26 protein-coding genes and 2 pseudogenes are annotated in these 23,827 nt (G+C 52.1%); 23 read left to right on the forward strand and 5 right to left on the reverse strand.

The window, feature by feature from the left end; all coding sequences use genetic code 11:
* Positions 1–235: 235 nt before the first annotated feature.
* From C8P63_RS11955 to C8P63_RS11995, 9 genes are all read left to right on the forward strand, one after another.
* Complete coding sequence (locus tag C8P63_RS11955; protein ID WP_108024475.1) at positions 236–1,066, forward strand: hypothetical protein; 831 nt, start codon at positions 236–238, stop codon at positions 1,064–1,066.
* A gap of 635 nt (positions 1,067–1,701) precedes the next feature.
* On the forward strand, positions 1,702–2,901 hold the full coding sequence (locus tag C8P63_RS11965) for an ROK family transcriptional regulator (RefSeq protein ID WP_108024476.1): 1,200 nt from the start codon (positions 1,702–1,704) through the stop codon (positions 2,899–2,901).
* Positions 2,902–2,953: 52 nt separating this feature from the next.
* Positions 2,954–3,754: an ABC transporter substrate-binding protein gene (locus C8P63_RS11970; RefSeq protein ID WP_108024478.1), complete on the forward strand. Its 801-nt coding sequence runs from the start codon at positions 2,954–2,956 to the stop codon at positions 3,752–3,754.
* Positions 3,755–3,803: 49 nt separating this feature from the next.
* Positions 3,804–4,703 (forward strand): carbohydrate ABC transporter permease, encoded by a 900-nt coding sequence (locus tag C8P63_RS11975; protein WP_170109627.1) that lies wholly within the window; start codon positions 3,804–3,806, stop codon positions 4,701–4,703.
* 16 nt (positions 4,704–4,719) lie between these two features.
* Positions 4,720–5,244 (forward strand): carbohydrate ABC transporter permease, encoded by a 525-nt coding sequence (locus C8P63_RS19145; protein ID WP_170109628.1) that lies wholly within the window; start codon positions 4,720–4,722, stop codon positions 5,242–5,244.
* Complete coding sequence (locus C8P63_RS19150; protein ID WP_245920864.1) at positions 5,241–5,534, forward strand: ABC transporter permease family protein; 294 nt, start codon at positions 5,241–5,243, stop codon at positions 5,532–5,534. Before C8P63_RS19145 ends, C8P63_RS19150 begins: the two co-directional genes overlap by 4 nt.
* Before the next feature lie 18 nt (positions 5,535–5,552).
* Positions 5,553–5,957, forward strand: coding sequence for an ROK family protein (locus C8P63_RS19800; RefSeq protein ID WP_108024484.1), 405 nt, complete (start codon positions 5,553–5,555; stop codon positions 5,955–5,957).
* The gene (locus C8P63_RS19805; protein ID WP_108024486.1) at positions 5,954–6,490 is read left to right on the forward strand and encodes an ROK family protein; all 537 of its coding nucleotides are present in this window, start codon (positions 5,954–5,956) and stop codon (positions 6,488–6,490) included. Before C8P63_RS19800 ends, C8P63_RS19805 begins: the two co-directional genes overlap by 4 nt.
* Positions 6,453–7,721: a Gfo/Idh/MocA family oxidoreductase gene (locus C8P63_RS11995; RefSeq protein WP_108024488.1), complete on the forward strand. Its 1,269-nt coding sequence runs from the start codon at positions 6,453–6,455 to the stop codon at positions 7,719–7,721. The genes C8P63_RS19805 and C8P63_RS11995 overlap by 38 nt, the downstream gene beginning before the upstream one ends.
* Before the next feature lie 656 nt (positions 7,722–8,377).
* Here C8P63_RS11995 and C8P63_RS12005 read toward each other — a convergent pair.
* From C8P63_RS12005 to nagA, 3 genes are read right to left on the reverse strand one after another with little or no spacing between them, the layout of a single operon-like run.
* Complete coding sequence (locus C8P63_RS12005; protein ID WP_108024492.1) at positions 8,378–9,103, reverse strand: GntR family transcriptional regulator; 726 nt, start codon at positions 9,101–9,103, stop codon at positions 8,378–8,380.
* Positions 9,093–9,848 (reverse strand): glucosamine-6-phosphate deaminase, encoded by a 756-nt coding sequence (gene nagB / locus C8P63_RS12010; RefSeq protein WP_108024494.1) that lies wholly within the window; start codon positions 9,846–9,848, stop codon positions 9,093–9,095. The genes C8P63_RS12005 and nagB overlap by 11 nt, the downstream gene beginning before the upstream one ends.
* A 2-nt stretch (positions 9,849–9,850) precedes the next feature.
* Positions 9,851–11,023: an N-acetylglucosamine-6-phosphate deacetylase gene (nagA, locus tag C8P63_RS12015; RefSeq protein ID WP_108024496.1), complete on the reverse strand. Its 1,173-nt coding sequence runs from the start codon at positions 11,021–11,023 to the stop codon at positions 9,851–9,853.
* Between the two features lie 123 nt (positions 11,024–11,146).
* Between nagA and C8P63_RS12020 the strand changes: the two genes are divergently transcribed.
* From C8P63_RS12020 to C8P63_RS12060, 9 genes and pseudogenes are all read left to right on the forward strand, one after another.
* Positions 11,147–11,590, forward strand: coding sequence for a PTS sugar transporter subunit IIA (locus tag C8P63_RS12020; RefSeq protein WP_108024498.1), 444 nt, complete (start codon positions 11,147–11,149; stop codon positions 11,588–11,590).
* Entirely contained in the window at positions 11,587–11,853 is a 267-nt protein-coding gene (locus tag C8P63_RS12025; protein WP_108024500.1) for a PTS sugar transporter subunit IIB, read from the forward strand. Before C8P63_RS12020 ends, C8P63_RS12025 begins: the two co-directional genes overlap by 4 nt.
* Positions 11,854–11,876: 23 nt before the next feature.
* Positions 11,877–12,860: pseudogene (locus tag C8P63_RS12030) on the forward strand (PTS ascorbate transporter subunit IIC); the annotation flags it as partial.
* A gap of 36 nt (positions 12,861–12,896) precedes the next feature.
* Positions 12,897–13,889 carry a phosphotriesterase family protein gene (locus C8P63_RS12035; RefSeq protein WP_108024504.1) on the forward strand — a complete coding sequence of 331 codons (993 nt, stop codon included), beginning with the start codon at positions 12,897–12,899 and terminating at the stop codon, positions 13,887–13,889.
* A 14-nt stretch (positions 13,890–13,903) separates the two neighbouring features.
* On the forward strand, positions 13,904–14,644 hold the full coding sequence (locus tag C8P63_RS12040) for a creatininase family protein (RefSeq protein ID WP_108024506.1): 741 nt from the start codon (positions 13,904–13,906) through the stop codon (positions 14,642–14,644).
* Positions 14,645–14,702: 58 nt separating this feature from the next.
* Positions 14,703–15,434 (forward strand): SIS domain-containing protein, encoded by a 732-nt coding sequence (locus C8P63_RS12045; RefSeq protein ID WP_108024508.1) that lies wholly within the window; start codon positions 14,703–14,705, stop codon positions 15,432–15,434.
* A gap of 28 nt (positions 15,435–15,462) precedes the next feature.
* Positions 15,463–15,759, forward strand: a pseudogene (locus C8P63_RS12050) (SDR family NAD(P)-dependent oxidoreductase); the annotation flags it as partial.
* Between the two features lie 17 nt (positions 15,760–15,776).
* The gene (locus C8P63_RS12055) at positions 15,777–16,427 is read left to right on the forward strand and encodes a bifunctional 2-keto-4-hydroxyglutarate aldolase/2-keto-3-deoxy-6-phosphogluconate aldolase (RefSeq protein WP_108024510.1); all 651 of its coding nucleotides are present in this window, start codon (positions 15,777–15,779) and stop codon (positions 16,425–16,427) included.
* The gene (locus C8P63_RS12060; protein WP_108024512.1) at positions 16,420–16,818 is read left to right on the forward strand and encodes a carbohydrate kinase family protein; all 399 of its coding nucleotides are present in this window, start codon (positions 16,420–16,422) and stop codon (positions 16,816–16,818) included. Before C8P63_RS12055 ends, C8P63_RS12060 begins: the two co-directional genes overlap by 8 nt.
* Before the next feature lie 149 nt (positions 16,819–16,967).
* Here C8P63_RS12060 and C8P63_RS12065 read toward each other — a convergent pair whose 3' ends face one another.
* Positions 16,968–17,867, reverse strand: a complete 900-nt coding sequence (locus C8P63_RS12065; RefSeq protein WP_108024514.1) for a hydroxymethylglutaryl-CoA lyase — start codon at positions 17,865–17,867, stop codon at positions 16,968–16,970.
* Positions 17,860–18,531, reverse strand: a complete 672-nt coding sequence (locus C8P63_RS12070; RefSeq protein WP_108024516.1) for a GntR family transcriptional regulator — start codon at positions 18,529–18,531, stop codon at positions 17,860–17,862. Before C8P63_RS12070 ends, C8P63_RS12065 begins: the two co-directional genes overlap by 8 nt.
* Before the next feature lie 172 nt (positions 18,532–18,703).
* Here C8P63_RS12070 and C8P63_RS12075 point away from each other — a divergent pair, with 172 nt between their 5' ends.
* From C8P63_RS12075 to C8P63_RS12095, 5 genes are all read left to right on the forward strand, one after another.
* Entirely contained in the window at positions 18,704–19,915 is a 1,212-nt protein-coding gene (locus C8P63_RS12075; RefSeq protein WP_108024518.1) for a CaiB/BaiF CoA transferase family protein, read from the forward strand.
* A 59-nt stretch (positions 19,916–19,974) separates the two neighbouring features.
* The gene (locus C8P63_RS12080) at positions 19,975–20,235 is read left to right on the forward strand and encodes a hypothetical protein (protein ID WP_108024520.1); all 261 of its coding nucleotides are present in this window, start codon (positions 19,975–19,977) and stop codon (positions 20,233–20,235) included.
* Positions 20,232–21,731, forward strand: coding sequence for a sodium:solute symporter family protein (locus C8P63_RS12085; protein ID WP_108024522.1), 1,500 nt, complete (start codon positions 20,232–20,234; stop codon positions 21,729–21,731). The genes C8P63_RS12080 and C8P63_RS12085 overlap by 4 nt, the downstream gene beginning before the upstream one ends.
* Before the next feature lie 427 nt (positions 21,732–22,158).
* Positions 22,159–23,394 (forward strand): glycerophosphodiester phosphodiesterase family protein, encoded by a 1,236-nt coding sequence (locus tag C8P63_RS12090; RefSeq protein ID WP_108024524.1) that lies wholly within the window; start codon positions 22,159–22,161, stop codon positions 23,392–23,394.
* A gap of 203 nt (positions 23,395–23,597) precedes the next feature.
* Positions 23,598–23,827 (forward strand): MerR family transcriptional regulator (locus tag C8P63_RS12095; RefSeq protein ID WP_245920869.1); only part of this gene is annotated, 230 nt, incomplete at its 3' end.

Raw genomic sequence — 23,827 nt, forward strand, 5'->3', positions numbered from 1 at the left:
AAAGTGCAATGATACATGAGAAAACCCAGTGGAATGTACCACTGGGTTTTCTTTATCTTCAAAGCTCGGAGGGATAGGTGGTGAGAGCCATGAGCAAACAATACTTCTAAGGACTTGATGGACACCGTCCCTTGCCCCCGTGAAAAGCGTTCTTTTGTTTTTGTGACCGGTGGTCATAAGTAAAGCCCGTTTGAAAAACAATGACTATGAACAAATCCTGATGAGGTGACCATCGATGAACAAACGATACCTGATCTCCTTCTTGGCCATCCTGCTCACCCTTTCGGCGTGCAGTCCTCAGAACAACGGAGCCACTGAAAAACAGATGAAGAAACTGACCCGAAACATCGCCTTTGAACCCTCAATCCAGAACGCTTTTGTCGAGGGTCGCAAAGAGACCATGGAGCACAATTCCACCACCAGGAAAAAAATGTTGGAGCAAAATTTGCGGGAGCAAAGGGAAATGATGCAAGATTCAGGAGTCGCCACCCAATTCCTCCATTTGAACGCGGATATCATGGATCGCACCCTTCATTCCTCCGAGACAAAAAAACGCCTTCTCGATACCAATCTGGAAATCATGAAGGGCCTCTCGGCGGATCCGGAAAAACGGAATCAGCTTCTGATCACATTGAAGCAAGCACGGGAAAAAGCGCTCCGGGAGAAACGGATGCGCCATCTTTTGCTGAAGCACGGATTGGATGAACACTACCTCACCCTGAACACCCCCGAGTTGACTCCGGGTGTTCTCGCTTACAACATGGATGTCCTGGAAAAGACATTGAAAAACCCCGGTCAGAAAAAACGCCTGATGAAAAGTCAGCTTCAGACGATGAAAGCCATCGCGGAAGATCCCGAATTGCGCCCCGAACTGATCGCCCTGCTCATCCAGTTGATGAAAGATCCCGCCATGAAAAAAGAGATGGAGAAAATGATAAAGCCCATGATGAAAAAGATGGAGCAACAGATGAAAGCCCGGATGATGCAAATGATAAAGAGCAGCCAGCAACAGCAAAGCCCGTCCCCAAAACCGGCAACACCCCCGGATTCTTCCGATCAGGAGTGATCGATCGGAATGAGTGGCCTGCAAACGATGTATCTTTGCACCAAGTGACAAGGTGAGAAACGCCTTTTTAACGGAGCCCGTAACGGATCGTGCATCTGATGTTGCAGGCGGGGCTCCGAGGTGGCCGCTTTGGATGGAAGCGGCGGATTGTTACGGTTTGGGACGGAAAAGACGACAGGGTCGCCGGGGTCTTTGGGTAGAACCTCAATCCACGAAGTGCCGATCTTTGTCGCGTACATCAAAAAAACGCCTTTCCCCAGCCCCTGAATGAGAAAGAGGAGGCGGAATATCTCAAACGGATGGCGAGGGGCGACAGGAAGACCCGAAACGCCCTGATCGAACATAACCTCCGATGGGTCGTGCACATTTGCATTCGAAAACACCAGTGGATTTATTCTCCGAATGGATGAAAATCAGGGTCCTAAAGCGCTTTAGAAGGGGAGCTGTGTGTTCAAACCCCAAGCAAAATTATCAGCTCTTTGCAACAACCTGTGCTGTCTCATCCATTGATCCACATGTACAAGTGGCAAATTTAATCCATGGTTATGAGTTAACGAGAAGATCCAAAGACAAAATTATCATATAATTCAAACCAACAAACACTTATTTTGTCTATTGGAAAAAGTGCATCGGAGATGGTGGCTATCAAAAGAGCAAAGAATCTCAAATTCATCCAGGAATGGAACCGTTCCATCATTTTGAACACCATTCGGCATTCGGGACCCATTTCTCGGATGGAGATTGCCAAAAAACAGGGCTTAAGTCCCACTACGGTCACTTCAGCCGTTCATGATCTGATGGAGATGGGATTGGTGAAAGAAAGCGGGGTGGGTAAGTCCAGCGGGGGAAGAAAACCGATTTTGCTGCAGTTTCAGCCGGACAGCCTTTCCGTCATCTGTATCGCTGTCGGACACACCAGCATTTCGATGGCGGAGATGAATCTGGAAGCGGGAGTTAAGCAAAAACGGACGGTCCCCGTTGGTGGCAGAACTGGGGAAGAATTGGTGGACCATTTACTTCAGTCCGTGGAGTTGTTTTTGCGATCCGATGGCTACGCCGGCATCTCCATTACCGTTCCCGGCATCGTGGATGCCGAAAACGGCATCGTTCGCTACAACGAGCGATTGAAGCTGAGGGACGTCCCGATTAAAAAGCTGATGGAAGAACGAACCCAATTGCAGACGTGTCTAGAAAATGACACGAACGCTATCGTGCTGGCAGAGAAATACTACGGCTCCTATAAGGATTGCGAAAATCTGTTGTACATCATGATTGACGATGGGATCGGGGCCGGGATTATTCTTCGAGATTCCCTATACCGTGGGAGAAATGGGGGCGCAGGGGAGTTCGGACATACTAGCATCGATCGTAGCGGCATTCCGTGTAACTGCGGAAACCGGGGATGTCTGGAGCATTATGCCGGTTGGCTGGGACTGTATGCCCGTATTCTCGCTTACATTCACAGGGGAAGGATCACGCAGATGTTGGAACTGGCCGGAGGAGACCCCATGGCCATCACGCCGGATCATTTTCTCATCGCGTTGAATCTGGGAGACGAGTTGGCAGAGGAATTGCTGGAAGAGATGGCTGTAGCCCTTTCCGTGGGAATTTCTAATATACTGAATATTCTTGATCCAGATGCGGTAATTCTTGGCGGGGAACTGGCGCAAGGGAACGAGCGGTTGCTAACGAAGGTCAATGCGCAGATCGCGGTGGAGAATATTCATGGGGCGAAAGACGATATTTTGGTTCTCCCGGCGTCTTTGAAAGGGGATTATGCACTAACAGGAGCCGCCGCGGTGATTCTACAGGAAATCTTTCGGGTTCCCGGTTAGCTACTTAATCCAATGGAAAGATAAAGTTTCAATTTTAAGGAGGGAGTTCACCGTGAAGAAACTGATCATTCTGTCAATATTGGCAGTGTTGGTTCTTGCGGGGTGCATGCCGCAAGCCGGAGACGGTGGTGGGCCGGCTAAAATCACGTACTTCCATCTAGGGCTGGAGCAACCGGAAATGAGAGAAAGCATCGATCAGCTGGTAAAGAAGTTTGAGAAGAAACACCCGGATATCGAAGTGGAGGTCCAGTCGGTGGGCTGCGATCAGTCGTATCAAAAATTGGTATCCGGATTTAACGATGGTGAATCCCCCGACGTGATTTATGGGGGATCCCGCTGGGTTGCTTCCTTTGCTGCTATGAAGGCTATCCAACCCTTGGATGCAGAGGGGGAGAAACGGCTCTCTCTCTATCCTGAACCCTTGCAGAAGGCTGCCCGGTTTCAGGGTAAATCCTACGGAATTCCTCGGGGATTTTCTTCCCGAACACTGATCTACCGAACCGACCTCATCAAGGAACCTCCAAAGACTTGGGACGACATCGTGAATGTTGCCAAGAAAGTGCAGGAGGAGAATGACGGTATTTACGGGTTCGGCATTGCGGGGGCAAAACACGTTTCCACTACCACTCAATTTTTCAACTTTGTCTTCCAGAACGGCGGTGAGGTCTTTGATGAAAAAGGCAATGTTAAGCTTAATTCACCGGAAGCGGTGGAGGCTCTCGAGTTTTACGCCGATTTGTACCGGAAACACAAGGTGGTTCCTAATCCCTTGGAATACAACCGAGAAGATGCGCAAAAAGTGCTGGATGATGCAGTTGCTCAGATCAAGAAAGAAAAACTGGAACCGAAATAATCCCGGGGGAGCCTCCGGCTCCCCAATTCTTTACATAAGGGGGACGAAGATGAAATTGAATAAATCCATCAGTCTTTCCCCGGAAAAATCTCCGTTTTTTTATTTGCTTCCAGTTCTCCTCTTCATGTTCGTGATGGTGGCCTACCCGATTCTCCGGGTTCTGTATTTTTCCTTCACCCAGCACATATTGACCCGTCCGGATCTGGGCGTTACCTTCGTCGGTCTGCAAAACTACGTGACTCTGTTCAAATCCACGGAGTTCTGGGCCACTTTTTCCCGTACTGCCCTGTGGACGGGGCTGTCCGTGTTGGGGAAAACCTTGATCGGCTTTTTGCTGGCTTGGCTACTGGCGAAGGAGATTGCTTTCAAAAGGTTCTACATGGCCCTTCTCTTGATTCCTTGGGTGACACCGATGGTGGTGGCCGCTATCGCCTGGCGTTGGGTCTATGACGGGGAGTTCGGGATGTTGAATTGGGTATTGACCGAAGTCCATCTCCTTTCGGACCACTATGTTTGGTTGGGTCATAAGTTTTCCGCCTTCGTGGCCACCGCTGTTACCGACATGTGGTTGGGAATTCCCTTCATGGCAATGCTTTTTCTTGCGGGTTTGCAATCGATTCCCCGAGAAATTCTGGAGTCGTCCGACATCGACGGAGCCTCTCCTTCCCAGCGGCTGCGTTTCATCATCCTTCCCCTGATGAAACCGGTCATCTTGGTGGCCACGACCTTATCCGCCATTTGGACGTTTAATTCCTTCGGGGTAATCTGGCCGCTGACGAAGGGAGGACCGGTGAATGCAACCACTACCTTGGTGGTGGAAGCTTATCAGCGATCCTTCGGCGCCTTTGATATCGGAATGGGATCGGCAATCGCCATTGTAATCTTTCTCATTCTGCTGATCTTCACCACCGTTTATTACCGCGCGTTGATGAGCCGGGAGGAAATCTGATGGGGAGGGGCTCCTTGTGAAAAAACGTTGGAAACATCTTTTCATTCATGTTCTGCTGCTCACCATATTTACGGCCCTGCTTTTTCCGGTGGCCGTGATGATCTCCACCTCACTCAAAACATTTGAAGGAATTTTTACTTGGCCGCCAACCTGGATCCCGGATTCGCCCCAATGGGCCAACTACATTCAGGTTTGGTTCGGTCCCTACCAGTTTTCCGGTCCGTTTTTCAACAGTTTGTTCATCGCTACGGTCACATCGTTAATCACGGTGATTTTGGCGTTTCCCGCGGCTTATGGACTAACCCGGTTCGCCTTTTTCGGTCGGAAGTCCCTTCTTTTCCTTATGTTGATGACCCAGATGTTTTCACCCGTCATCCTCATTGTGGGGTTGTATCAGATCATCCAATCTCTCAATCTGTTGAATACCTTTATCGGCATCATCATCACCAATTGCGCTTTAACCGCTCCGATGGCGGTCTGGTTGCCAATGTTCCGCTGGCCCTGGAACAGGCAGCTTATGTGGACGGGTGTTCCCGGGTGACGGGAATTGTCCGGATCATCTTGCCCCTTTCGGCGCCAGGGGTGGCCATGGCCGGAATTTACTCCTTCATTTTCGCGTGGAACGAGCTGTTGATTCCCTTAATCTTCATTTCAGAGTCCCGGTTGAGACCGGCCAGCCTGGCCCTGACGGATTTCGTAGGCCAAAATGTGGTGTACTGGCACGAGATGATGGCGGCGAGCGTAATCACCACATTGCCCGTGGCGGTTTTGTTCAGCTTTGTTCAACGCTTTTTCATTCAGGGGTTTATGAGTGGAGCAGTGAAAGAATGAGGAGGGAGAAGGTTTGGGATGAACTCATACACCATCGGGCTGGATATCGGAGGTACCAAAATCGCTGCTGGTCTTATTGACAAACAAGGACGCTGTTTACATGATGTTACGTTACCCAGCTTACCGGACGATTCAGAAGCGATGTTCAAACAAGTTAAAGCCAGTGTCGATCGGCTAGTGGAGAAAGGGAACGCTCCCACCCATTCGATCCGGGGACTGGGTATCGGGGTCCCTGGAAAGGTGGATCGGGAACGGGGCATTGCCGTAATGCAGGCGAACCTGCCGTGGCGCAACTTTCCTCTGATCTCCCGGTTAAAAGAGTATTACCCGTGGCCGATATTACTTGATCATGATGTAGCTGCGGCGGCATACGGAGAGTGGGTGCACAGCAGGGGGGTACGGAGGAGACATTCGTTTACATGACCTTCAGCACGGGTATCGCCTGTTGCACGATCTATCGGGGAGAAATCATTCGGGGTGTGGGTTTTTCCGGAGAAATCGGGCAGGCTCGTTTTACCGAAAAGGGGGATCGGTTGGAACAAGAGGCTTCGGGTTCCGCAATCCGGCGGTTGGCGGAATCGATGGAAACCGATGTGGATTCGTTGATCCAAAAGTATCTGCAGGGAGACGACAACCCCGTTGAACGGCTGGTGGATCAATGGTCCCGCGTGATTTATGCGATCATCTGCCTACTCGATCCCCAACGGCTCGTATTGGGAGGCGGGGTGATTCGGCATCATCCCGGTTTGTTGGAGAAAGTAAAGGAACGACTGCAACTCTATATACTGACGGAACAAAAAGTCGCTTTGGAACGCTTGGTTCTTGGATCACCGGACGGCTTGTCGGGTTGCGTGGGTGCCGGGATGTTGATGTGGGAACGGTTAGATAAGCACGAAATTGTCGAAAGGAGGGAATTCGGTGAAACAGGTAAAGGCGATCGTGTTGGGAGCGGGTGACCGGGGGACCCGCGCTTACGCCCCTTATGCTCTTCAGTTCCCGCACGAACTGAAAATCGTCGGGGTGGCGGATGTCAACGAAGAACGGCGGAAGCAATTTGCCGACCTCTATCGATTGGAGGATGGGGCCTGTTATGCTCGTTGGGAGGACCTTCTTCAAAGGCCCAGAGTCGCCGATGTGGCGATCATCACCACCCAGGATCGCATACACTATGCCCCGACCATGAAAGCGTTGGAGAGAGGGTATCATGTTCTTCTAGAAAAACCCATGTCCCCCGATCCCCGGGAATGCATCCGTATGGAACAAAAAGCTACCGAGAGTGGAAAGTTACTCACCATCTGCCACGTTTTACGCTACACTCCCTTCTGGACGGCCATCAAGCGGGTGATTGATGAAGGGAGAATCGGGGACGTGGTTTCGGTCCAGTTGAACGAAAACGTCGGGTATCAGCACATCGCCCACAGTTTTGTTCGGGGAAATTGGAGACGAAGCGATCTTTCCAGTCCTATGATTTTGGCTAAATCGTGTCATGATTTGGACATCTTAGCCTGGGTGATCGGTGTCCCCTGTGAACGAATCAGCTCCTTTGGCTCATTGACTCATTTCACGGAAGAACATGCGCCCAAAGGAGCTCCCAACCGTTGTCTGGACGGTTGCCCGGCCGAATCCCGTTGCCCTTACTACGCCCCCCGTTTTTACCTCGGGGAGGGGCGGGAATGGGCTCGGAAAATCACCGACGATTTCACGGAGGAAGGGATCCTGGAAGCACTTCGCATGGGCCCCTACGGCCGGTGCGTGTACCACAGCGACAACGATGTCGTGGACCATCAGGTAGTCAACATGGAATTCGCCAACGGAGCCACGGCGATGCTCAGCATGTGCGGGTTCACCCACGATATTACGCGGATCGTACAAATCATGGGAACCAAGGGGGAGATTCGGGGGAACCTGATCCAAAACCGCTTTACGGTGTATGATTTCCTCAACCGGGAACAAAACGAAATCCGGGTACATGCCCCCAAAGACAGTCACGGCGGGGGCGATTTTGGGGTCATCCGACAGTTTCTGTATGAAGTCAGGCATTACAGCGGGAAGGAGAGCCTCACTTCCGCCAAGACCTCCGTACAAAGCCACTTGATGGCATTTGCCGCGGAAGAATCCCGTCTCAACCGGGGCCAAGCCATCGAACTGGGGGAGTATTACACCCGAGTGATGTGGGGGGCCGGTTAAGGGGCATTTGATGAACCAGCCTACCACTTATATTGAGGTGCTCACATTCGATTTGATGATCCACTCCGAAAAGGTAGTGCCCCTTTCCCCTGATTTGGTGGTCGGCGTTCCCGTTTCGGAGATAACATGGAACCGGTGTAGGGGACTTAAGAGGGCTGGCCCGGTCCTTTACGGTTACCTAATCCCATTCTAACCAATATGCTCTTTCCGTCTGTGAAATCCCTGTTGGGAGTTTACTTTCAAAACTCGGTATTCCGAGGCGGTTTCGGCATATAAGCGAAGGGTTCCGGTCTTTTGATATTCGCTTCCGTACGCTAGCCTATCCTTTCTAAGGGCCGTTCGAGTGAAACCCACAGAACGATGCAAGTTCATTACCAGCAGACGAGAGCTCCATAGCAGTTCTTCATTGAGAATTAATGACAAACCCAGTGATTTACCCTTGGTTGGTCTCACTGGGTTTATTTGTAACCGGAACTGAAATAGCATCGGTTTCCGGTTAGGGGGTGTTCATCTCTGTCTTACTGCTGTTTCCTTACCCATCCGTGTGTGAAGATCTAGAGTATTACAATACGTTTTTAGTAGGGGATTGCTAGAGTGTCCGGAAGAAGTCGATAGGATACCTTGATGTTCCCATCAAGGATCCCTTTTCAAAACAATCAGGACCGATGCAATTGTACGTTGAATTTGTATCGATCCCCCCGGTATACGGATTTGACCAGTTCCAAGGGGCGTTGGTCCGAAAGGTAACTCGTTCGTTCAATCAGCAGAACCGGGGATCCTTTTTTAATCTGTAAAACTTCGCTTTCCCTCTCCCGGGCCACCGAGGCTTCCAAGGTTTGGGTCGCGTGTTCGATTTTGAGGCCCAACTGGTTTTCGATGTATTCATAAATCGACCCATAGGCCTGTGTTTCCGTCAAACCGGGAACCAATCTCACCGGGAGAAAAGTCGTTTCCAAAGCCATGGGAAGGTCATCCGCCAACCGAACCCGTTTGATCACGCTCACGGATTCACCTTCGGTCAGTCTCAACTTCTGGACCAGTTTCCCTTGCGCCGGTTCTACGGAGAAGTTCAACAGTCGGGCTTCCGGTTTAAGTCCGCGGGAACGCATGTCCTCCGTAAAACTGGTCAGGCCCTGAAGGGGTTGTTCGATTTTATTGCTTGCGACAAACGTACCTTTCCCCTTTTCCCGGTATAGGTATCCGTCACGGACGAGGTTGTTAATGGCCTGGCGAACGGTCATCCGGCTGATCCCGTATTGTTCCGATAAAACGCGTTCAGAGGGAATCATATCCCCTTCCTTCAATTCCTTTTTTTCAATGGACTCTTTTAGCCGCTCTTCCAACTGATAGTAAACCGGGATGGGCGAGTTTTTATCCAACATCAGAGATCTTCCCTTTCTTTGAGAGGTACCGACAGGCAGATGCATCCGCCAATACGGTGACATCGGGGTGTTGTTTCAACGCCGAGGCGGGAAAGTCCGGATGCACAGGCCCCTCAATTAAACGGCGGAGGGCTTCCGCTTTGGCGCGGCCGGTGGCCAGGAGCAAGATTTGACGACTGCTCAGAATGGAGGCGATCCCCATGGTGATGGCATGGGTGGGAACCTCCTCCTTCCGATGGAAAAAGCGGGCATTGGCTTTTCGTGTGGATTCTGTCAATCTGACCACATGTGTCCGAGTGTCAAAGGCAGTGCCGGGTTCGTTGAATCCGATGTGACCGTTACGGCCGATCCCCAGGAGCTGAAGATCGATTCCCCCAAAACGGGAAATGTGCTTTTCGTATTGACGACACTCCTCCGCAAGGTCTGCCGCATTTCCGTCGGGAATGTGAGTCCTTTGGGGCAAAAAGTCGAGGTGGTCGAAGAGACGGGTTTTCATATAGGTATGGTAGCTGTTGGGATGATCGGGTTTCAGCCCGACGTATTCGTCCAGATTAAAGGTGACCACGTGTTTATAAGACGTACCGTTTATGCGGTGATCTTCCACCAGTTCGCGGTAAATTCCCTCCGGAGTGCTGCCGGTAGCCAGACCCAGAACCAGAGAAGGCCGGGTACGGACGGTTTCGATGATCCGTTCGGCGGCCCATCGGCTCATTTCCTGCTCGTTCCGAGCCATGATGATTTTCATGTTCACCCCTCCTCCCTGTGGTAACTTTGTTTGCCGCGGCAATACGTCATGACCAGTTCCAAATTTTCATCCAGAACGATAAAATCCGCATCTTTTCCGGGGGCAAGCGAACCCTTTCGATGATCGACACCCAACTCGCGGGAGGGATTTTCGGCTGTCATGGCAATAATGTGTCTCAATGTACAATCGGTGTACTGAAGCATGTTTTGGACGGCGTCGCACATCCGCAGGATGCTTCCAGCCAAGGTTCCGTTCGGAAGAAGAGCCTGTCCGTCTTGAACCCGAACCTCCTGACCTCCCAACTCATAGGTGCCCTCCGGCATGCATTTGGCCCTCATGGCATCGGTGATCAGAACCAGGCGGCGTTCGCTTTTGCATTGAAAGGCCAAACGAATCATTTCCGGCCGGGAGTGGAAGCCATCCACAATCAACTCCGCATACACTTCCGGGTGAAGGAGTACAGCTCCGACCACACCCGGTTCACGGTGATGCAATCCACGCATGCCATTAAACAAATGCGTGGCATGGGTCACTCCGCTTTGAAATCCTTGGACCGTTTCATCGTAGGTCGCATCCGAATGACCGATGGAGGCCACCACTCCGGTCTTTTTCAAATATTGGATCAGTTCCAATGCACCGGGTAACTCCGGAGCCAGGGTTACCAACCGGATCGAATCGTTTGAAAGGTTCTGCCAACGTTGGAATCGCTCCAACGAAGGTGGAAGAATGGCATCCAACGGCTGTGCTCCCGCTCGTTTATGAGATAAAAACGGCCCTTCCAGGTGAACCCCCAAAATCTCTGCTCCTTCCTGTTCCGGTGCTTGCCTCCACCTTGCAATATTGATCAAAGCTTCATCAATCGATGATTCGGACTGGGTGATGGTGGTGGCCAAAAAGGCCGTTGTCCCTTCACGGGGAAGGGCGGAAGTGATCCGTTGAAGAGCTTCCGGAGTCCCATCCATCGTATCCGCCCCCGAGGTTCCGTGAATGTGCATGTCGATCATCCCGGGAAGGATGGAATAGGTCGGGGGAAGTTCGACAACTTTGTTCGAACCGGATCGATCCCTCTGGGGTCCTACAGATTCAATACGACCTCCACGGATTCGAAGTTCTCCATTCGGAATGGTCTGATCCGGCCCGTACACAGTCGCTCCCCGGAAAACAACGGAATCCATATTCCACATCCTTTCAGCAGTTTCTTCCATTATAAAGCAAATAAGTGGTATAGACAACTAGCTGTTTAGATGGTATTCTAAAACTCAAAGAAAGCCTTTTCATTCTCTGACAGGAGGGGTTGAATGGCATTTTTAGACGCTTCCTTGATCCGACTCAAGGAGACAATATCGGAGCCTCAGGCAGCCATCCGATCAGCCGGTCGCCTTCTGAGAGAAAGCAATTATGTAGAAGCCCGCTATGTGGAAGCCATGGTGGCCGCCTATGAACAGCACGGACCTTATTTTGTTATCTCGCCCGGCATTGCCGTTCCTCATGCCCGGCCTGAAGACGGGGTCATTCGTCCAGCGGTTTCCATGATTCAGATAACAAAGGGAATTCGTTTCGGAAGTAAAGCCAACGATCCCGTTTATCTGATTTTTGCGTTGGCGGCGGATTCCAACCAACACCATCTGGAATTGCTTCAGAAACTGTCCCGGCTGCTGGGAAAAGAAGAGAACATCATTCGGCTGAAAAAAGCGACGACACTGGGGGAAATTCAAAACCTTTTGAAAGGGGACTCCATATGAAAAAAGTACTGGCGGTCTGTGGACTGGGTCAAGGAACGAGTCTGATTCTGAAGATGAACATCGAGCAAGTCTTAAATGAACAGGGAGTGCAAGCGGAGGTTGAGCATGTGGATGTATCCGCAGCCTCCAGTATGACGGCAGACTTGATTGTGACCAGCCGGGAACTGGCTCAAAACCTGCAAAATCAGGAGACTCGTGTGGTGACCGTCCAAAACTTTTTCGATGTGGAGGAAATTCGTTCAGCCCTTCAAGAACATCTTTAATCCTTTTCAGGGTGGTGGATGTCATGGATGTGATTTTTTGGATCGCAACCAACGTTTTTGGGACGCCCGCGATTTTGCTCGGCTTTATCGTTTTGATCGGATTGCTTCTGCAAAAAAAGAATGTCAGCCAAGTCATCAGTGGGACATTTAAAGCCACCATCGGTTTTTTAATCATCGGAGCCGGAGCCCAAATCATCACCAACGCGTTGAATCTTTTTGAACCGATGTGGAAAGAAGTGTTTGGCATCGCCGAGAAGGAGTTTACCGGCTTTATCGGGCAGGAAACTTTCAATAACCGGTTTGGAAGTGCCGTGACCCTGGCCATGGCGCTCGGCTTTCTTCTGAATGTGCTCTTGGCCCGATTTACCCGCTTTAAGTTTATTTATTTAACGGGGCACATGATGTTTTGGACGACGACGATTTTCGCCGGCATCATTGTCCAGTCTGCCGGCACCGGGATGTCCTTCTGGAAATTGGTCCTGTTTTTGACCCTGTTCATGGGCCTTTATTGGACACTGCAGCCGGCTTTGACTCAACCGTTGATGCGCCGGATCACAGGGAATGACCAGATTGCCCTCGGCCATACCTCGGCTTCGGTGGCATTGTTGGGGGCCGGACTGGGGAAACTGTTCGGCAACCGGGAGAACGACACCGAAAAGATTAAATTGCCATCCGGATTGGAATTTTTGCGCGACTCTAATGTCATTACGGCCTTGTCCATGGGTGTGCTGTTTTTTGTGGGAGCGTTGATGGTTTCCACCAAGGGAACCCCTGGAGCTCAGAAACTGATGGAAAAAGCCGGGGAACAAAATTTTCTCATTTATTCCGTCGTGCAGTCCCTGACGTTTGCCGGGGGGATTGCCATTGTGTTAATGGGGGTTCGCATGTTTATCGGTGAACTGGTTCCGGCCTTTAAAGGGATTGCCACCAAAATTGTGCCGGGTGCGAAACCGGCGTTGGATGTTCCCGTGGTCTTTCCCTATGCTCCCAATGCCGTGACCTTGGGTGTTGGCTGAGCTTTTCTTCTAAAGGGGGAAAGATTCATGAGTCGTATTCGAACACTGACAGGGGATATCGACCCGGACCAGCTCGGATTCACCTATTCCCATGAACACTTGGTGTGCCGTCCGCCTTATTGGCTCGAAAAAGGCGAGGACGACCTGATTCTGGATGATCCTGAAAAAACCAAATCCGATCTGTTGGAGTTCCGTGAAGGCGGAGGACAAAGCATCGTGGATGCCACAGCCGTCGATTATGGCCGGGATGTCCCGGCCGTGGTCCGACTGGCAAAAGAAACCGGACTTCATATCCTGGGGACAGCCGGTTTTAACAAAAGCTTTTTGTGGACGGCCCCCCTCAAGGAAGATTTAAAGCCGCTGATCGGAGACTACTCGACTTACGGGGAATGGATTGAAAAGTCGACGGTGGAAGATTTAACTGACTTCGTCGTCCGGGAAGTGGAAGAAGGCATGGAAGGCACGCCTTATCGTGCGGGACAGGTGAAATTCGGGACCGGTTATAATCGAATGACTCCTTTGGAAGTCAAAACCATTCGTGCCGTTGCCCGGGCTCACCACGTGACCCGAGCCCCCATCCATTCCCATACGGAAGCGGGAACCATGGCCCTTGAGCAACTGGAGATCCTCCGTCAAGAAAATGTGGATCCCGGTCATGTCAGTTTTGGCCATATGGATCGGAATCCCGATTCCTATTATCATGAGCAGATCGCCCGAACCGGTGCGTTTCTCTGCTTTGATGGAATCGCCAAAATCAAGTACGGTCCGGAAAGCACCCGGATTCATTGCATTCTGGAACTGGTGGAAAAAGGGTATGAAGATCAAATTCTGATCAGTGGAGACACGGCCCGGAAAAGCTACTACAAATATTACGACCATGGTTTGGGACTGGGATATATCATCAACCGTTGGGTTCCACGGTTCATCGACGAGGCAGATCGGAGAGGGTTGGACGGGGATCGGTTAATCAAAAAGTTTTTCGTGAAAAACCCCTCCCGATGTTTTTCATTTAAAAACTGAAAGGGGGTGGCGGCATGCAATTTCAAGAACAGACTTCCGAGCGAATTCGGGAAAGCATAAAATCCTCCCCGATAGCCATCCTTCCCATGGGAGCGGTGGAAGCCCACGGGCCTCATTTACCCTTGGGTACGGACAACTTTCTCGCGGAGGAACTCTCCAAGAGGCTCGCTGAACGGGTGAACGGCTGGGTCCTGCCCATCCTGCCTTACGGACAGGTATGGAGTCTGTCGGATTTCCCGGGAAGTTTATCCGTTCGCAACGAAACCCTTATTCATCTGCTGACAGACCTGGGGGACAGCCTGGTTCGTCAAGGTTTTCGGATTTGGGTGATCCTCAATGCCCATCTCGGAAACGCCGTCGCAGTGAAGGAAGCCGCAAGGAATCTCTACGAACGTCACCCGGGTTTCCGGGTTTTCTATTTCTTCTATCCCGGAACGCAAAAGGTCATCTCCGAAGTGAGAGAAAGACCCCCCGTCCATCCCACTTACTTTCATGCGTGTGAAATGGAAACCTCCTATATGTTGTACCTTGCCGAAGAGAAAGTGGATATGTCCAAAGCCATCGATGACGTTCCGGAAATTCCACAGGAATCCGATTTCACCCCAACCCCCTGGAGCACCTTCACCCGGTCCGCTGTACTGGGGTATGCGACCTTGGCCAGCCGGGAGAAAGGGGAGCGGGTAATTGAAGCCGCCTTGGATCGAATGACGGAAATCGTCGTCAGGGCCAAAGCAGACCTGAATGACGAAGTATAAGGAAAATCCCGTCACCCATTCCAGAGCAACCAAATTGTCATACAGGCAGGTGTGGTACATGATTGAACGTTTTTTTGCGAAGATCGAATCCTTGCTTCGGGAAACCCTGGAGTCGGATAAAGATTTGATCCGGAAAGCGGCGGAGCGGGTGGCCGGGTCGATCCGGAAAGGCGGATTGATTCATCTGTTCGGCTGCGGTCATTCCCATCTTTTGACCGAAGAAGTTTTTTACCGGGCGGGAGGCCTTGTTCCGGTACATCCCATACTCCATGAACCCCTCATGTTGCATGAAGGTGCGTTGCGCTCGTCTGAGTTGGAACGCCAAAACCATTATGCTGAGCGGTTTATGAAGCATGAGGATATCCGTAAGGAGGATGTGGTCATCGTTATTTCCACCTCCGGCAGAAATCCCGTTCCCATCGACGTGGCACAGATTGCCAAGGATCAGGGAGCGTATGTGATCGGGATTACTTCCTCGGCTTACGCGCAAGAAACATCTAGACACCAAAGCGGAAAGCTCCTCTATCAATGCGTCGATCTCGCGATCGACAATCACGTGCCCAAAGGCGATGCCCTGTTGGAACACCCGGAAGTGAATGTCCCTTTCGGTTCGGCCTCCACGATTACAGGAGCCGCCATATTACAGGGAATGTTTGCGGAGGCCATTCAAATGCTCTCCGAACAGGGGATTACCCCTCCCGTTTTGTTAAGTGGAAATATTGAAGGAGCGGACGAACACAACCGCCGTTTGGTATCGCAATACAAAGAAAGAATTCCGAACTTCCGTTAAATCTACTTCCGACCTTCTTTCTCGGGTGATGATCATCAACATTTCTTCCATGAACGCATACACCCCCTTGACCAAAATCCCGGCATACAGCGGGGCCAAGGCGGCGGTTAGCAATTTCACCCAGTGGCTGGCCGTCCATTTTTCCCGGTCGGGGATTCGGGTCAATGCCATCGCTCCCGGCTTTTTCTTGACGGAACAAAATCGTCCGCTGTTACTGCGGGATTACGGCACCTTGTTGTGGATGGTGGATGAAAAAGCCTCCGGATTTGTCAACGGGATCGTGGTTCCGGTCGACGGCGGATTCTCCGCATACTCCGGGGTCTAGAATCAGGAGGGATTCCCATGAAGCAATGGAGGGTACTCAGTCAACTGGTCAAGGAGCGGGTGGTGGCCGTCATTCGGGGAGAGACCCCGGAACAGGCGGAAGCCGCGGCAGCTGCCTGTTATCGCGGGGGAATCCGGACGTTGGAAGTGACTTTCACCGTGCCGGAAGCGGAACGGGTCATCGGCAACCTTCGTCGGCGGTTTCCCGAAGCCCTGATCGGGGCCGGGACGGTGTTGGATGCCGAAACGGCGCGGATGGCCATCTCCGCAGGGGCTTCTTTCGTGGTGAGTCCCCATCCGGAGGAGACCCTCGCCCGGATGTGTCATCGATACCAAGTGCCTTATCTCCCCGGATGCATGACCGTGAAGGAGATGGTGGGTGCGTTGGAATGGGGTTGCTCCATCCTGAAGTTGTTTCCCGGAAACGCCTTCGGTCCGGCATTCCTAAGATCCTTAAAGGGACCGTTACCGCAAGCGGAATTTATGCCAACCGGGGGTGTGAACGTCGAAAACGTCACCGATTGGTTACAGAGTGGAGCGGTGGCGGTCGGGATCGGGGGAGAACTGATCCGCCCGGCCGAAAATGGGGATTTCGAGGAAGTGGAGCGAAGGGCGCGGGAGCTGATGGCGAGAGTGAAGACGGATCGGGAGGAAGTCGGAGATGTCTGAGGGGGCCGTCGTGATATTGGGCGAGATCATGCTTCGGTTGTCTCCACCGGGGGCAAAGAGAATCGTCCAGGCGGAGAATGACGTCGAGCGGAAGCCAACGTCGTCGTCTCCCTGTCTTTTTTCGGTCATCCCGTCCGTTATGTCCCCCGATTGCCGGGAAAATGCCTTGAGGGATGCGGTGATTCAGTCTTTCCGTCGATACGGAGTGGATACCCGCTGCACGGTTCGGGGCGGCCGGCGATTCGGGATCTATTTTATGGAACCGGGACAGTCCCTTCGTCCCGCCCGGGTGATTACAACCGCAGGAATTCCGCCATGGCGGAAGCCACACCGGAGGAAACCGGGCATACCGATCAGGATTCAATCCGTTTCCGATCATAAAGATCCCTGAATAGTTCCAAACCGGACAGTTTTAAACGATCTGCTTCGTCCACAATGATTAACAAGACGGACGTAACAAGCCCCGCCAACGCAATCAAGCGTCAAGGCGGGGTGTTTTCAATAAATAAAGCAGGGCGATGATCCAGTTAGCCCATGGGCTTAACGAGGGGATTCGTACGCCAGCCCGGCTTTCATCAGCATACCATCCAAAGGCCGTTCCATCACCGATTCCATCCAGTGGGCAAGGTCGATCAACGCTTGCAGGTTGATCCCAGTATCCTCTCCCATTTGGTGGAACATGTTCACCAGGTCCTCCGTGCAGACATTACCGACGGCTTTGGGTGCGAAGGGACAGCCGCCGAGTCCGGCGTTGGAAGAATCGAACCGTCTGACACCGGCGTCAAAACCTGCCAACACATTTGCCAATCCAAGTCCGCGGGTGTTGTGAAAATGCAAACCAAGCTTGACGTCATCCCCGAAAGCTTTGGTAAAAGCGCGAACGACGTCTTTGATCTGGGCGGGATTCGCCATGCCGGTGGTGTCAGCCAGAGTGATTTCATGACAGCCGGCCTGAAGAAACGACTCGGCCACCTGAAGGACACGCGAGAGAGGCATCCATCCTTCATAGGGGCAACCGAAAGACGTACCCAGAACCCCGACGACGTCTTTTCCCTCCGATACGCATTCTCGTATGACGGGGATCAGTTCATCAAGGGCTTGATCCACGGTTCGTCTTGCGTTTTTTTGATTGAAGGCATCGCTTGTGGCCGTGACAACATGGAAAACATCCACGTCGGTTGTCAGAGCCCGTTCCAGACCCGACCGGCTTAAAACCAATCCGGCATACTGAATATCCTCCCGTTTGACCACCTGTTCCATGACCGCTTCGGCATCAGCCATTTGCGGTACGACTTTCGGATTGACAAAAGATAACGCTTCGATCTTTTTGATACCGGCATCAATCAACCGGTGGATCCATTCGACTTTGGTGTCGGTCGACAGGATCTTTTTTTCATTTTGCAAACCATCGCGAGGTCCGACCTCACAAATCTCAATCATTTTTTCCCTCCTTCAGGTCCTCCATGCTCAACTCATCCAGATGTTTCAACACCTTGTCCCGGCCTTGGTAGATGTGCTCGTGCATGGCAATCCTCGCCCGCTCACTGTCTCTGTTTTCAATGGCTTCCAATATGGTCTGGTGGGATTCAAGTGATCGGATCCGTTCCAATCGGTCATACCAGTAAAAAGATTGGAAAACGAGGGGCAAAACCACCACTTTTGATATGTGAAAGCGAAGGTGTTCATTATGGGAAGCGACATGGATCGCTTCATGAAAATGCTGGTTTGCACGGACAATCTTCAATATACTGGAAATCTCCTCCGGATCTTTCTGATCCATGACCTGTTCGTATAAACGGTTGGCTTCCCGCATCTGTTGGAGGTCTGTAGGTGTCCGGAATAAAGCCGCCTGGCCGGCTGCATATCCTTCCAGCAATGTACGCAAATCATAAATCTGACGAATGTCCTCTTTGGAAAAGGATCTTACAATCATGCCGCGTCGGAGCGGGGTTAACAGACCTTCTGATTCCAATTGTTTTAACACTTCCCGAATCGGTGTCCGACTCACGTTTAATTCTCCGGCAAGGAACTCTTCGGTTAGGCGCATTCCCGGTCTGTATTTTCCGATAATAATGGATTCTTTTATGGTCTGATACGCATCCATATCGTCACCTCAATTTAATTGTATACAAAAAATGTGTGATCTTTCAAACACTCCTTCGTACTGCTTACTATAGAAGGGTTTGTTCAGGGTAAACATGGGCCGTCATGAGCCTTTGTTTGATTTATTGTATGCAAAGTGTTAATATTTAAAAAACAAGCGGGGTGATACCAGTATGACAGAGGGTCAAAAGGAACGTCTTCCATTGGAAGGGGTTCGCGTTATCGAATTGGGGACCCTTTTGGCGGGGCCTTTTTCCGGACGATTGCTCGCCGATTTCGGGGCGGAGGTCATTAAAGTGGAACCTCCCGGCAAGCCCGATCCGATGCGAAATTGGGGGCAGGAAAAGGACGGGGTCGGTCTGTGGTGGCCCATCCAATCCCGGAACAAGAAATCGGTCACGCTCAATTTGCGTGTCAAAGAAGGCCAGCGGGTATTGAAAGATCTGGTGAAAGAAGCGGATATCTTGATCGAGAATTTTCGCCCCGGGACCATGGAAAAATGGAACCTCTCCTATGACGAGTTATCCAAAATCAACCCCGGGCTGATCATGGCGCGAACCTCCGGTTTTGGTCAAACGGGTCCCTACAAACACCGGGCCGGATTCGGCAGCGTGGCGGAGGCGATGGGGGGCTTACGTTATGTCACCGGATTTCCCGATCGTCCTCCGGCACGGATCGGCATCTCCATCGGCGACACACTGGCTGCGTTGTTTTCCACCATCGGCTGCCTGACCGCCCTGCATGAAAGAAAACGCTCGGGCAAAGGTCAGATCGTGGACACCGCCATCTATGAATCCGTGTTCGGGGTGATGGAAAGCCTGATTCCGGATTATCTGTTGGCCGGTTATATCCGGAAACGAATGGGAAACATTTTGCCGGGGGTGGCTCCTTCGAATATCTATTTGACCAAGGACGAAACGTATATCGTCATCGGCGCCAATGCGGATGGCGTGTTCCGAAGATTGTGTGAGGCGATGGGAAAACCGGAACTTGCCGATGATCCGAAATTCGCCACCCATTCGGCCCGCGGTCAACACCAAAAGGAGCTGGACGATCGGATCGAACAATGGACTCAAACCCTGGATGCCGAGAAAGTGCTTTCGGTATTGGAGGAGAAAGGCGTCCCGTCCGGGTTGATTTATTCGGCCAAAGACATTGTCGAAGATCCGCACTATCAAGCACGTGACATGATTATCCATACCGAACACCCCCGACTGGGAGAATTTCCGATGCCGGGCATCGTGCCTAAGCTGAGCCGGACCCCCGGAAAAGTCCAGTTTGTCGGTGCTGATCAAATCGGAGAACACAACGATGAAATTTACCGGGATCTTCTTCATTACAACCGGGAGAAACTTGAGACTTTAAAAAATCAAAAAGTGATTTAGGATTGCCGGGAATTTTTTTAAACAAAATGTTTTCAAAATTAAAAATAGGGGGTCGGAACATGGACGGGAAAGTCAAAGAACCGATCCGAAAAAAATGGATCTGGGTGGTACTGGCGTTGATTTTGCTCGGAAATGTACCGTGGTACTGGCCGAAGGGGATCATTGAACCGATTATTTTCGGTTTTCCTTCCTGGGCTTTTGTTTCAGTGGTTTTCGCCCTGCTCTTATGCGGCTTTCTCAGCTGGCTGTGTCTGAACCAGTGGAACCTGGTTGAAGAGGTGGAGGAAGAAGAGCGCAAAGGGGAGGGAGAACTTCGATGAACCTCGCTTTCTCGGGCCCCGACGGGATCATTATCCTGACTCTTTACGCGGTTGTCATGCTGTTGATCGGTTATCTCGCGGGCCGCGGTCAAAAAGGGTTGCATAAAAGCTTGTCCGGATACTATCTGGCGGGGAAAAACCTTGGCATCATCGCTCTGTTTTTCACTCTGTACGCGACCCAATACAGCGGGAACACGATTGTGGGTTATGCGCCGACCGCCTATCGGGATGGCTTTTCCTGGCTTCAGTCGATTCCGTTCATGACCATTATTATCGCGATGTATCTGATGTTCGCCCCCCGCCTTTACGTGATCTCCAAGCGGCAAAACTTTGTAACCCCGACGGATTGGATTACCTATCGCTTTCAATCGAAAGCGGTAACCCTGCTGGCGATTTTTCTGATGCTCTGGGGCTTGGGCAACTATTTGCTGGAGCAGCTGGTGGCGATCGGTCATGCGGTGGCGGGGATGACAGGAGGAACCATTCCCTACGAATGGGCGGTGATCGCATTCGTCTTTGTGATGCTCACCTATGAGTGGCTCGGGGGCATGAAAGCCGTCGCCTTTACCGATGTCATGCAGGGACTGGTCCTGATGGTCGGGGTGGTGGTGTTGCTGGCGGGTGCCCTGTATTTGGTGGAATGTGACTTCACCGATGTCACCCGATACATCGCGGAAAGGGAACCGGCCAAAGCGGCGGCACCGGATTTGGAAACCTCCGTCAACTGGATGAGCATGTTGATCTTGGTGGGCTTCGGTGCGGCGATTTATCCCCATGCGGTCCAGCGGATTTATTCTGCGGAAAGCGAACGGACGTTGAAGCGGTCCTTTGCCCGGATGGCCTGGATGCCGCCGGTGACGACGGGATTGGTCTTCTTGGTTGGGATTATTGGGATCATGTTGTTTCCCGGTTTGGATGAACAGGGATCGGAACAGTTGGTGGGGATGATGGCCAATCAAGTGGCTTCGATCAACCTGGTCTTTTATTGGGTGATGGTGTTGTTCTTCGGAGCGATTGTAGCGGCGATCATTTCCACGGCCGACTCCGTACTCTTAAGTTTTTCGTCGATGTTGTCCAATGATGTGTACGGAAAATATATCAATCCCCATGCGAGCGAAGAGCGAAAGGTGAGATTCGGAAAGATCGGCGGCATCATCGCGGTGGCGATCTTGCTGTGGATTGCCTGGAACCCGCCGGCAACCTTGTATGAGATCTTTGTCTTGAAATTTGAATTGCTCGTCCAAGTGGCTCCCGCCTTCTTCCTCGGTTTATACTGGACACGGTTATCGGCAAAGCCGGTGTTCTGGGGGATGCTGGTGGGGGCGGTCTTCTCCGGGTTTATGACCCTGACGGGAAACGATACCGTTCTGGGCGTCCATGGAGGGGTGATCGGTCTCTTCATAAACGTATTGATTTGCGTAGTCGGTTCCTATATGACATCGGTGTCCACTCAAAGTCGAAGACAAATGGATGAAAAGTTATCTATGGAAATATAAATATACCCCCGGGTTATTGCTTATGGGAAAATCCTTTTCCATTTCGACGACAGACGGTCGGCGAAGGTAGGGAAGGTTCACCGCTTTCCCTCGAATGATACAGACAAGTTTTTTCTTTTAGAACTGTTTCCTCTGCATAACGTGGTTAAAATTCGTCTCTGGGATTTGTAAGACTTGCTCCCTGGATTTACGGGGGGCTTTTTGTTGCGCCGTTCTGCAGGGGATCAGAGGATGAGGATCGTGGCCTGAGGCGGGGCGGATGCCTCCGCGGCGGAGGGAGGAGGGACCGGGTGAATGAATCGGTGCTTCGAAGAGAAGAAGACATGCCCAATTAACGTTAGGTTAAATGATCCTTAAAAGTACTGAATTACAATACCAATGGTCTTTCGGTTAAAATTCATAGTTTTTGAAACAAGGAGATGATTTGATGTCCCGATGGTTAAGCGCGTTGCTGGCTTTGCTGGTTGTGGCTGGCATGCCCACTGCCACCTATGCAAATTCCGGTACACCTGCCAGCCAAGAGTCAGCACAACCCGCCTGGGCCGCTGAGGACCGGTCCCGGTCAGACGACTGGGGCTACGGTCCCGAAGGGTTCGACCTGCAGGCGCACCGCGGCGGAATCGGGCTCACCGTCGAGTCCACGATCGCGTCGTTCTCCCGCGCCCTCGAAGTCGGTGTGAGCACACTCGAGCTCGACGTGCAGATCACCGAGGACCACCAGGCTGTCGTCACGCACGACCGCAAGGTCTCGGGCGCCAAATGCCAGGACACGGGCCCGGCGTTTGCCGGTGACCCCGAGTACCCATACGTCGGTGACTACGTCAAGAACCTCACCCTCGCCCAGATCCGCACGCTCGACTGCGGCTCACAGACCTTGCCGCAGTTCCCGGAGCAGAGCCCGAGCCCCGGTGCGCGGATGCCGTTGCTGAGCGAGGTGTTCGATCTCGTCAAGCGTTATGACGCCGACAAGGTCTGGATGAACATCGAGACCAAGGTCGAGGCGGGGGCACCCGAGGAGACCGCGCCACGTGAGGAGTTCGTACAGGTCGTCGCCAGAGAGGTACGGGAGGCGGACATGCTCGACCGGGTGTCGATCCAGAGCTTCGATTGGGGCGCCCTGATGCGGATGCGCGAGGTCGAGCCCCGCCTGCCCATCGTGGCGCTCACCAACGGTCCACAGTTCCTGGAACCCGGCCAGCCGGGGGCCTCCCCCTGGTTGGGCGGAATCGACATCGACGACTTCGACGGTGACCCCGTCGCCGCCGCCGCCTCATTCGGCGCGGACGCCATCTCCCCCGTGCACGGTTTCCCGCAGAACGGCAAAGTCACCGACGAGAACTATGAGCCCTACGTGACAAAGCGCATGGTGCGAGACGCCCACAAGGCCGGGATGAAGATCATCCCGTGGACGGTCAACGACGCGCCCACCATGCACAAACTCATTGACGACGGCGTCGACGGGCTCATCACCGACTACCCGGACCGGTTGCGTGAGGTCATGGAGCAGCGTGGTCTCGAGCTGCCGAAGCGCTACCCGGCTCCCGAGGAGTCCGCTTCTACGAGAGACCGCAGGCAGACCCTGAGCGGGGCAGTGAGTACTCAAGCTGGCTCCCTCGAAAGAGCGCGTGGAAGCAATGATGAAAAAACATCACATCACACTTGAAGACATCCAGCAAATGAAGGAAGAAGTTAACGAACACTCAACGTCTTTGTCGAAAGACGGAAATCAACAGCGTTATCGACGACATTTTAGAAGAAAAGATCAGGAAAAAAGGCCCGGTAAAACGGGCTTTTTCGTTTTTTGTTTTGTGAGGACCCCGCCGCAATCGGCGGTTCCTTTATTCATTTCTGGTACAGGAGTTTCAAATCAGTCCGCGAACGATTCGATATTATGAAGAACTGGGGTTGATCCACCCGAGGCGGACGGCGGGGAATCATCGGATTTATTCCCATCGCGACCGGGCCCGAATCAAAATTATTCTGCGAGGGAAATTATTGGGATTTTCCCTTCAGGAGGCGGCTTCTTTACTCCGGCTTTACGAGATCGACCCCTCCCGGAAGCGTCAGTATGAAGAGGGGATCCGTTATGCTTACAA

The sequence above is a fragment of the Melghirimyces profundicolus genome, assembly GCF_003054245.1.
GTDB lineage: Bacteria > Bacillota > Bacilli > Thermoactinomycetales > DSM-45169 > Melghirimyces > Melghirimyces profundicolus.